Here is a 12,111-nt window from a genome sequence, read left to right on the forward strand (position 1 = left end):
GACCAACTCTACACTCCTTTCTATTGATTTAATCTGTTTATCTAATCGCTAATCTTTCTAACCATATCTCTCTTTCATTCTCTACTCGTATCATGTACATTCCTTTGGTGTAATCTTTGACGCTTAGATTTACTGTTTCTGCATCTATCGTTTCTTGATACACAACTTGGCCAGACAGGTCTGTTATGGTTAAATGGTTCTTCTCAGCACTTGGAAATTTGATATTCAAAAATCCATTCGTCACTGGGTTTGGGTACAGAAGAACATCGTCTTCATTGCTCTCTGCTCTCAGTTCATCAGAGAGAGTTCTTGCTCCATTACCTGATACTGTCACATTTTCTTTTCGCACTATTCCTCCTATTCTACTGCTCCAGTTCCCTCCTTTTGGAGTCATATAGGACTCTAGGTAATAGCCACTTTCGCTAGGAGCGTTGTTAGGAGTTATGTTAAAGTTGGCAGTTCCTGATCCACTGACAGTTTTAATCTGATAGCTATAAAGCGTTCCATTACTTCTTTTGAAATTGACTCGAATGTCTCTATCAGTAGTGGTTGAATATTTGACTTTAGCGGTAAATACTGTCCCGCTTTGAACAGTATTAGGACTACTAATATTGATGAGTTCATCAGAAGGGGCTATGACAGTCATATTTCTCTGCTCCACAACCTCTCCGATTTTATTTGCCCAGCTACCATTTACAGTAGTCATATAGCCTTGCAAGTAGTACCCTGATCCCAAAGGAGCATTATTGACTTTTATTGCAAAATATGCTGTCCCCTCACCGCTGACTGACTTGGTTTGATTGCCAAATACTGTTCCATCTGAGCTTTTGAAGTTCACGCGAATATCTCTGGTAACCTTCGTAGAATAGTCTACAGCTACGTAAAAGTCATCATTGCTATAAACTGTAGTCGAACTACCTACTGAGGTCAACTTGTCTTCATTGTTATTACCTATTGGTAGCAGTGCGGTATAGGTACCTGAGGATTCGCAAGCACTCCAGACTCTATTTGGAGTACCTCCATCGAAAGATATATCACCAATCATCATTCCTCCTCTACCAGTATTCAGCTTAGTCCATTGGCTGTTATTACCTCCACCAGTAATCGAATAGAATGTTCCTGCGTCCTTTCGGCCATTGCTAGTTGATTCCCTTGTAGCTACTAATAAGTGGTTTCCATTAAAGTAGCTGGTACGAATGAGTGATGCGAATGGGTGATTAAATACCTTCTTCCAATCGGACGCTTTGTAACCTCCTCCTGATCGATAATTGGCTACCCATACTCCACCTTCTCCCCATTCAGCTTTGGTTCCTTCACCACCTGCGGCGATATAGATTTTTGTGGCTTTGCCATTTGACTCATGTAGCCATACATCCCATACAGACTTGATTCCACTAGGTATCGTCATCTTTGACCAGGAGTTACTTCCGTTTGCAGAGCGATATAGTCCACCATTGACCCATCCTGAGGTTCCTTTGGGTGCTCTGTACCTTTTTATAGCGGTGTATAAAACATTATCGTTTTCAGGAGCCATCACCAAGGCTTTTACACAAGCTCCATTAGTTCCTACTGTTTGGTTTGAGGAATTTCTACCGTTTGCGGTTTTGGGTAAGCCAGTGTTTTTGTTGATCCAAGTCTTACCTTCATCGGTGGACTTGTATATTCCTTTTTGAGGTACTGGATTATAGATTCTGGTTTGCCCCATCGGCCTATTGTCTGTATCTATAATCTCAGCAATAGTGTACATAGTCTTGCCATTGGAAGCTATCCGAAGATCACTCCAATAGATGCATTTCATGTTGCTGACTATTGTCGTATTTGGTACAGGAATTATCTCTCCCAGAATGGTGAAGGACTTTCCATTGCCTGTGACTTTCATCAGGTCTCCTGTACGCTGCGATATTGTATAGAATACAGATGAATTAGTTGGGTGGTTGGCTATGGTCATTGGTGTCAGCATTGGTTGACCTGGTGCCCAAGTTTCTCCAATATCGATCAAGGCAGGTATTCTATCTACCCCAACAATACCGGGAAAATCTGATCTAGTTTTTGTTGTAGACTTATAGGCTGAGGCTTCATACTGTAGGATAAACATTTCGTCTTTTTTGTGTTTATCCGGTATCACAGCATATGCCCCTGTGTTGGCATTTCCATGACCGTAAAAACTGTCTCCTACTTGAGTATTATCAACACTGACCCACTTATCCGTGGATGAATTATACTTTCCTGTGTAATATCCTTTATTAATTCCTACGTACAAAGTACCATCAGCAGCCACTGCCATAGCACGCGCACCTGTTCGGTCATATTTGACAAAGTCTGGAAACTTATGATCATGCACTCCAAGAGGTACGTTACTATTCGTCTTACCAGCCTGCTTAGAAGACCAATAGGTCTCTTTAGAATATCCATTTCCCATTCTTGAGGCAGCATACCAACTACTACCTCCATTAGTCGTAGCCCATATACCTCCATATACTGGTTTGACTACTGACCCTCCGTAAACTGATAGGTATGCTTTATTCGCATTAGTAGGGTCACATAGTATATCTGAGTAATCTTGTAAAAAAGATGTTGGTTTTGCAATAGAGCTCTCTTGACCGTTTTTATAACCAAACCAAGCTTTAAGCATGGATTTGAAGTGATTGTTGTTCACTTCTACCTTAGTCATATTTATATGAAGACCGTTTGTGATATTTGTCCACCCTGAAGTCATTGTCTCAGGTACGGTGGTTTTATAGACTCCTCCTGACGATACTAATTTGTTACCGTTTACGCTGTAGGTTACTTGCTTCAGTGCATATAAAGTCAACTTACTTCCATTCCAATGATAGTCTGCCTTCACAGACCCATTCATTATTTTGACCCAGTTTTTTCCTCCAGTCTTTCTATATAGTCCCGTAGAGGTGGCTGCAAAAAGCATCCCCGGATATTTGGTAGCATTGGGGTGACAGATCAAATCAAATACTGCTGTGTTTTTATCCATACCTACACCTGACACAGCGGAAATGGTTCTCGACCCAGAACTGATACCTGTGATTTTCCAGATTTTTGGCCTATTAGTGTCTATATCTTTTAGAGGATTGGGATTGACTGCGGTTCTTAGGTATTTATTATCAAGTCCATTGGCTAAATACCAAGTATCCTTTGCTACTGGATGAGCAGCAGCAGTGTACCATACAGAATTGGGCTCTGAGCCTGATGCATAAGATGTGATCTTGCTGAAGTTTTTCCCTCCATCTTTACTCAGGTAAATGTCTTTCTTGTTCAGACTAAGTACTATTTTATTGTTTTTGTGATCACTAATTACGCATTCGTCGCTTAGGGTATTTCGCTGCGTCCACACTCCGTCATTTGGAATAATGGTCTCCCAGTGTTTACCTCCATTCGTCGATAAATAGTCATTGCCCATATCAGCGGCAATCCATAATTTCTTAGCATTCACTTTGTCTGCATAAATTGCTCTATTGCTCCCAGCCATACCAGGTGCTACTTGTCTCCAGACTCCTTCTGTTTGCCCTGTGACTTCTAGGCTTATTTGCATAAAAATCATAGCGGATAAGAATCCGATAAATAATCTGTATAGTCTATTCATAATAAAATAATGTTTGATTTAGTTAAGAGGTTTTTCTCATTGGTTCGGTCTCCTTTCTGCACTTAGAGACTTCACTTCCACAATGAATCGGTGCTACACTACCGATTTCGGTTCATTATGGGAAATAATAAAACTGCTTCAACCACTCCTGCACGATAGGCGATTCACAGTTTCTTTTGGTAAATAAGATTTTAGTTTTCGCTCATAAAAAATCAGTTTTGAGACACTGAACCGTTCTTAAGTTCTTCTAGATTTTCATCTAGCTTAATAACTTTTCCGTTTTTATACTTGATTTTGTAGAACACTCCAGATTGGTCTAGGGTCTTGCTAATCGCCTTAAATTTTTCAATGCCTCCATTATCACTTACATACATCATCATCTCAAAGGGAAGCTTGTCATAGTTCAACATATTAACTACCGAATTGACCCACTGCCCGTTTTTGTATTTGACATTGGCTATGCGGCCTTCTTGTTCTTCAGTATCGAACACCACTATGTACATATTGACTCCCGCACTCTTCACCCAACCACCTTTGATTTCAGGATTTTCAAATCGACTAGCCATATCTTTCAGTATAGCGGATGAAGGAGCTAATCCTTCTTTCAATGGTATTATCTTCAAGTGCTTTTGATTGGCATCAAAATATTCGAATCGATTATTGTTAAGGCTAATTGTATAGTAAGGGTCTAAATTTTTGCTAACTGTATAGATTGAATGCTTATAGCTCTTATTCAGCTTGTGCATTTGTTTTTGGATTTTTTCTGGTAGCTTCTTGCCTAGATGAAACTCGTCTCTCATCCAAGCTTTCTTAAGACTGTAAAGAGCACTGGCTTTTACTGTTCGACTTGGATCGGATGGTAGTTTTGCCATGAACTTAACATCATAGGTAGTTCCGTATCTCTTAGTTACTTGTTTTACTTGAGCATCTGGATAGCGAGACACTACATTGGCTGTCAATTCTTTATTAGTAGTATCGTCTTGTGCATTGGAGGTTGGTGAGAATATCATCGACATTATCCACGCGATGAAACACATTTTCAGCTTAGTCATAATCACTCATTTTAATTCACATAGTAAAAGAGCGAACTCTTAATTCTTCGGGAATACGTATGAAAAACAGGCATAAGGCTAAAAGACACATATAAGAGAGTCCATAATTAGACCCTCTTATAATGATGATCTGTTAACTACTAAAGCAAAGAAACAATAGCTACTTTGAGGACTAGGACATATTCTATTCCGAATAGGACTCATTTGTATTTTCCACCTCTATTGACTGGAAACGAGGTATCTGTCTAGGAAAACTCTAGTATATGTTGAGAAATTATATAAGTCAGTAAAGGCTAAAACATCTAAAAATTAGACCTTTCATATTCATCAAACAACTTTGTCCTTACTAAACACAATGTGAGCGTAAAGAACCCTCCTACAGCTACTCTAGTTCTTAAAGAACAACTCGCTTAATGTTTGAAAGGCTGTTCATCCACTCTTAAATACAAAAACTACCGCAACTATTCTCGAAAGAATGATTGACGGTAGTTTATACAATTGTGTGATAATAAGACTAATTGCGCTATTACAAGTAGTTTCTTTGAACAGAGAAATATTACTCTGTTCGTTATTCTTTTTAATTCTTATAGTTCATTTTAATTAATTATTAAAGCTTCAACTGTTGTAGAGGGAGCCACAATGACTCCCTCATCTCTATAATGATGAACTATAATTTCTAGTCTGCTTCAAAAATGATGATATCATCAATTTTGCATATAAGAGGGAAAACATTTGCTCCAGCAAGTCTAAAATCTCCATTTCCAAACCTCAGATTATAATTATTGGCTGTTTCAACTGGTGTAAACTCTGCTGAAATGAGAGCATAATTAGCGCCAGGTGTAACTTTCATACTAATCAACACTGGAGACTTTTGGGCAGCACCCCCCTTAAACATGAAGACTTGTAACTGAGCATTAGGAGCAATACCATCTGCTGCTTTTATGTACGCTTCAAACTTGTATTTTTTATCCTTCTCTAAAGTAAAGAATGGACTGAAAGCATACTTAGCATTTCCAGAATCATCACTCTCAGCAAAGATTCCACTTAACGAGCCTGTATTCGCATCAGCGTCTGCGGTCATGGTAACACCGCTCAAAAATCCCCATTGATCAAAGTCTGCGGCAGTGCCACTTGATGGGAAAGTGCCAGTTTCAAAATCCCACTCAAATGCTACTCCGAACTTACTTGTAGTAGACACTGAGATTAGATTGTCATTTCTCTTCTCGGCGTCTTCAGTTTCATATACTGACTTCAGAGTATTCTGTTGAATGGTTATATCTACAACTGCCCCATATAATGGAATACTGGTAAGTGTCAAGATGAGTGTTGACTTGCTATCCTCATCAGGGTAACTGATCTTGGTAATAGGGTTATCTACTGCATCTACTTTGATATTAATATCTGAATTGTCAGGAATCAATACTCCTTGATTAAAAGATAGTACTAACTGACCATCACCATTCACCGAACTTCTTAAAAACTCTACGTTAGCACTTGGTGGTATTACCTTTATTTTCAAAGGAACAGTTTCCGAATCAGATGCTCCTGGCAAATCATCTCCGCTTCTTCTACTAGTAAGTCGTGTGGTCAAATAGCTATCACCATTTGTCACATTGGTATAAACTGTTTTGACTTCTTCTTGTGTGTTAGATGCAGGAGTACCTCCACTTAAACTCCACGTACGACCATTTGGTCTTCCTATAGTAGTCTTGTCAATAAAGGTCAAACTCTGACCTACTTCTACAGTAGTGGTTACCCACTTGTCAGTACTATCAGTCTTAACCAATTCAATCTCATTTCCGTCATGATCTTTCACGGCATAATCAGCAACAATCGAGTCATATACATCTACATAAAACGTAGTATCTATCACCCAAAGCTGGAGAGCTGAATCAAATACCGATGTCTTAGTTCCTCCTGAAAACATAGTAAAACCAACTGAATCTTCATATGTATTGTAAAGTCTCAATCCTTGCATTCCTCCTTTTGTGTAGAGAACTGCAACTCGAGCTTCTTCCGTCGAATTCCCCATAGCTTCGTCTATAAAGCCGTAGTAGTTATCTACTTCACTATCTGGAGGTAGATTTGACTTCAAAAAGAAACATCCACTCGTATCTGCAAAACTCCATTCATGAGACACTTCACCTTGGGATAGGTCCATAAATGCAAAATACCCTCCTACGTTAATCTTGGCATTGACCAGCTCATCTCTATGCCACTGTGGGACATACACCTCAATATCGCTAAACTCCGATGGAGCTTCATACTCGTCTTCACATGCGAATAGGATCGCCAGGGAGGCTATCATCAAGAATATGTATTTTATTTTTTTCATCTCTTTAATTTTTTAGTTCCCTATTGTTCTTCACTTTCTTCTTCATCCGTCTGAACATTTGGATTCACACCAGATTCATTCGTAGGAATAGGATAATAATTATGAATCGCTTCGTTGTGATTATTCGCAGCAACTACCCATTCATTTCTAGTAGAATTTGGATTTGTTGGATGCTCTCCTGTATTAACTACCCATGAACCTGAAGTACCCGTAGTACCGTCTGATTTTCTGTAGGTGTAAGATGGACTATTGACATAGTATGGTCTTTGTGCTAGATCTTCAAGACGACTCTTTAGGATACCCCATCTTCTTAGATCTATTTGTCTTGAATTATAACCTTCTAAACATAACTCTAGCGGACGCTCTACAAACTGTATATGCTCCATCAACTGAAGTGCTGTGTAGGTAGTCTCGTTGTGCTGAGCTGTTGGAAATTCAGCCAATGGATTTGTAGATTCTCCTAGCAACTCAAGGGCTGCTCTCCTTCTTACTCTATTGATAAATACAAGGGCTTCGTCTACTCCACCATCATTAGATCCACCATTGATCAAACACTCTGCATACATCAAGTAAACGTCCGATAGTCTCATTAATCTATGATTGATACCTGACCTACCTCCATTCAACTCTTTCTCATCTGTTGTAATATCCCAGTTTGCAAACTTTCTAAAGGCACCATATGGCGCTTGAGCAGATCTTCTTTCTGCTAGTTTACTTCCATAAAATAGTTTGTCTTCGTCTTCGGTAATTGCAACAGACATTGAAAGTCTCAGATTCACTCGATTGATATGTGATGCTGATAGACCTTCATTCCCTCTGTATCTCACAAAACTTCCTGCATCATCGAGTATCTGGTTTCTCTCGTCAGTTAGATCCATAGGATCCTCTTTATAAGCCATGATGGTCCAATAGCTTGGAACTATTGTCGTAAATGCTCCTTGAGCTCCAACTGAAAAATAACCAGCCCATGTAGCTCCATTTAGGTAAACTGATCCTTCTGCTTCTTTATAGCTATTGTCATAGACTATTTCGAATATCGATTCTTCATTCAATTCATCTTGAGTAGTACATAATGTGCCATTTGGAAGGTTTTCATCTGGCTGATATTCTACAAGAGAATAACCCGAATTCATCACTATATCAAAATAATGCATTGCTGAATCATAGTTGATATCACCCGCTTGACCTACTCCATTGGAATAACTGGCTTCATATAAGAAGCTTTGTCCTAAATAAGCTGCAGCTGCACCTCTTGTTACTTTTCCTAGATCAAACTCAGAACCATCATCACCTATCCAAGTTTGAGGTAACAGAGACAGCGCCGCACGTAAATCCTCTCTAAAGAAGGCTCTTACTGAATCTGGAGAACTTAATGCCCTATAGTACTCATCGATTTCTCCTTCAGGAGTTTTATCTACTATAATCACACTTCCCTCATTATAAGTAAGGTAAGCCCAGTAATGAAACAGCCCTCTAAAGAATCTAGCTTGCCCCATCAGTCCATTCCAACGCTCAAGGTTTTCAACGTTATCAACAGTATCTGCTACGACTCCCTCAAGTCCTTCTATGACTTGATTAGCTCTGAATATACCTGTATAAAGTACTCTCCACTTGTCCAAAACATCCCCATCACTTGAGTTGTATGTTCTTTGATAGTAAATGCCAGTTGGAGCCGCGTTTTGCTTACGCTCTACAGGTACACCAATATCTGCTCTACATGGGTCAATTCGTAGATTGACCAAATCTGGATTTCTCAAACTGTTGTATACTGCTATGATACCTGTCTCAGCATCATTCAAATCTCTCCAGAACAAATCCGCTGTAATTTCATTGGGATTCGTTTCTGTCAAAAACTCCTCACAACCACCAAGCGTCAATAAGAAGCCCATAGTGATCAATGGTATTATTAATATTTTCTTCATCATCTTATATCTTAATTGATTCACTGGATTGATTAAAATCCTATTTGCACACCTGCTCTATATTGTGCTGCTATAGGGTATCTACCCTGATCCAAACCTCTTCTTGAAAGGCCGTTGCTACCTACTTCTGGGTCAAATCCAGAATACTTTGTAATCGTAATTGGATTGTCTGCTGCTAGATAAAATCTAGTCTTTGTTAATCCGGTTCTTTTGACTAACCTACTTGGTAATGAATATCCGAAGGTGATGTTTCGAAGTCGAACAAATGACCCATCTTCTAACCATACGTCAGCCCAAGCTCTTGCATTTAACTGACCTGTATTACCTGTTTTAACTACTGGAATATCTGAATCTGGATTTGCTTCTGACCATGAGTACAAAAGATCCTTGTGGTTTCCTGTCGTATATGCGAATGCTTTAGATCCATTGTACACTTCATTACCAAAAGAACCGTACCACTGCATTGCCAAGTCAAACCCTTTATAATTACAGTTCACATTGAATCCCATTTCAAAGTCTGGCATACCACTTCCCTTATAGACCCTGTCAGCCTCATCAAGCTTACCATCTCCATTTTGATCAACATAGAAAAGATCTCCTTTTTGCGCTTCTGGCAAGTAAGCTTGAGCTATTTCTAGATCTTCATCAGTCTTAATTACTCCTCTGGTCTCCATCAAGAAGAACGCTCCTGCTTCATATCCTCTTGCCACATAGGTTACCCTATCCTCGTTGCCTTGCACTTGAAGTATCCCTTGTGAATCAGAAAGTGGTATTCTATCTGGACCTACCGTTCTGGTCACTTCGTTTCGGTTCATCGTGAAGGTGTAGTTTACACTCCAAGTAAAATCACCCTTGTGACGATACCCTAAAGCGTACTCCATACCACGATTGACCATATCACCTATATTCAAGGCTACACTACCTCCATCTACAGCACCGGTGGATGCTGGAAGTAGCAATGGGAAAAGCATATCAGTTTTAGAAGTATGGTAGAAGTCTGCTGTAAACGTTACCTTATTAGCAAACATTGCCATGTCTAGACCTAAATTAGTTTGTTTTGAAGTCTCCCATTTTACATCTGGGTTAGCAAACTCTGTCTGGATGCCTCCTGCCCCAAGTCTAGAATCTTCTTCTCTCCCAAACGGATAATCTATAGCTGGAGTAATAGAAGCTGTATTACTATAGTATGGTATGGATTGATTACCTGTCGTACCATAACTACCTCTTAGTTTGAAATTACTAACAACATCAGCTATCGGATCCCAAAAGCTTTCACTTGAAACATTCCATCCTGCCGAAAACGATGGGAAAATACCCCACTTATTAGCGGAAGAAAACTGTGAAGAACCATCACGTCTTACACTAGCACTAAACAAATATTTAGACTTGTAATCATATTGTGCTCTAGCAAGTGTTCCTATCAAGGTATAAGCATAGTCTCTGTTTCTCCAGTTGTTTCCTCCAGAACCAGATCCCATAAACTCAGCAGATCCTCCATTCAAAACTTGAATAGAATTGTCCGCTATATCAAGACGCTCTCCATAGAAAGTAGCAAAAGAGTATTTTTCAGCAGTTGTACCTATTAAGAAATTCAATTTATGCTGACCAATTTTCTTTCTGTAATTCAATACTGATTCGCCTACCCAACTTGTTCGCACATCATCTGTATATCTAACTTCTGATCTTTGAAAAGGACTAGGAGGTACTAATTCTCCATCTTCGTCATAAATGAACAAGTTAGGCTTCAAAAACTTGGACAGCCCATTAGTGAGTTTACCTCCACCTCGTACAAACACGCTCAAGTCTTTTGTAATCTTATAATCAACTTTGATGTTACCTGATAAGGCTCCACTTTTTCGATTATTAATGGTTTGAGTCTGTTGGATAAGCTGTCTGGAGTTATTCAGATCTCCTCCTCCTCCAGGTACAGTGATCTCACTCGCATTTGGATCGAAAGGTGATTGATATGGGTTGTATCTATATCCCACATAGAGAGATGTATTTCTATCTCTTTCATCTAAAGTCAACCCGATACCGGAAGTAACCGTCAATTTACCCTTTTTGAATCTAGAATTAGATCTAACGTTGAATCGTTCATATCCAGAATTGATGATCACCCCTTCCTGATTAAAATAATTCAGAACCATACTGTGTGTCAGATTACTTTTACCACCAGACATTCTCACACTATAGTTTTGAATCACTGCATTATCTACCTGTATTTGATCCAATACATTGGTACTGTTTGTTACATTTCGTTGATTCTCTTGCAGAGGTGTATATCCTTGAGTTCCTTCGACACCATCAAAATGCTGGGCTCTTTTGAAATAAGAATAAGTCCATTCCTCGGTATTCACTAATTCCATTCCTGAAGTAATGCTCTGAATACCGTAATACCCATCAGCTGTGACTTTCATCTCACCTTCCTTAGCTTGCTTGGTTGTTATCAAGATGACTCCTCCTGCTGCTCTTGTACCATAAATACTAGCTGCTCCTGCATCTTTCATAACTGAAATCGATTCGATCTCATTATTACTCAGATTGGGATTGGATTCTTGAGGGATACCATCTACTACATATAGAGGCTCATTGGAACCGAATACGGAAGTCACACCTCTAATTTGGATGTTCGATGCTGCTCCTGGCTCTCCAGAACTCATCTGAACGTTTACCCCAGCAATCTGACCTTGGAGGGCAGCTCCTAAATCGGGAGTTGCAATCTTATTCAACTCTTCTGATTTAACTGTGGCTACAGCGCCTGTTACCTCCTTCTTCTTTTGAGTACCGTAACCGATCACCACTACTTCTTCAAGGGCTTTGGCGTCTAACTCCATTTTAACATCTATAGATGTTCGCCCATTTAACGTGATTGTTTGTTCTTTATAGCCAATGAAACTGATTTTTAATTGACTATTAGGAGAGGATGTTTTTAGATTGAACTTACCGTCGATATTAGTTATCGTCCCGTTGGTAGTTCCCTGCTCTAAAATCGTAGCCCCAGGTAGAGGCTCTCCTTCAGCGACTACTGTACCGCTTACTGTGTGTGACTGAGCGCTCAGCTCCATCGCAAACAGCATGACGCACGGAATCAGCAGCACTAACCGCCTGCTTAGCTTTTGTCTTATCATAATACTGTCTTTACATTCAATAGTTTATTGAATTCAAATGAACAGCATCTATTTACCTACTTAAGACTCATTCTATTTC

The 12,111-nt window shown here is 39.4% G+C and carries 5 protein-coding genes; all 5 read right to left on the reverse strand.

The annotated features are described in order from the left end of the window. Window positions 1–37: 37 nt before the first annotated feature. The 5 genes from DKG80_RS14265 to DKG80_RS14285 all read right to left on the reverse strand — a co-directional run bounded on the left by DKG80_RS14265 (window position 38) and on the right by DKG80_RS14285 (window position 12,032). Window positions 38–3,595, reverse strand: a complete 3,558-nt coding sequence (locus tag DKG80_RS14265) for a T9SS type A sorting domain-containing protein (protein ID WP_109832025.1) — start codon at window positions 3,593–3,595, stop codon at window positions 38–40. A 212-nt stretch (window positions 3,596–3,807) separates the two neighbouring features. Continuing rightward, window positions 3,808–4,647, reverse strand: coding sequence for a hypothetical protein (locus DKG80_RS14270; RefSeq protein ID WP_109832026.1), 840 nt, complete (start codon window positions 4,645–4,647; stop codon window positions 3,808–3,810). 676 nt (window positions 4,648–5,323) lie between these two features. Continuing rightward, the gene (locus tag DKG80_RS14275) at window positions 5,324–6,982 is read right to left on the reverse strand and encodes a hypothetical protein (protein ID WP_109832027.1); all 1,659 of its coding nucleotides are present in this window, start codon (window positions 6,980–6,982) and stop codon (window positions 5,324–5,326) included. 20 nt (window positions 6,983–7,002) lie between these two features. Beyond that, entirely contained in the window at window positions 7,003–8,904 is a 1,902-nt protein-coding gene (locus tag DKG80_RS14280) for a RagB/SusD family nutrient uptake outer membrane protein (protein ID WP_162555894.1), read from the reverse strand. Window positions 8,905–8,936: 32 nt separating this feature from the next. Continuing rightward, entirely contained in the window at window positions 8,937–12,032 is a 3,096-nt protein-coding gene (locus tag DKG80_RS14285) for a SusC/RagA family TonB-linked outer membrane protein (RefSeq protein ID WP_245907016.1), read from the reverse strand. Window positions 12,033–12,111 lie beyond the last annotated feature (79 nt).

Origin of the sequence: Reichenbachiella versicolor (assembly GCF_003171675.1) — a bacterium.
GTDB lineage: Bacteria > Bacteroidota > Bacteroidia > Cytophagales > Cyclobacteriaceae > Reichenbachiella > Reichenbachiella versicolor.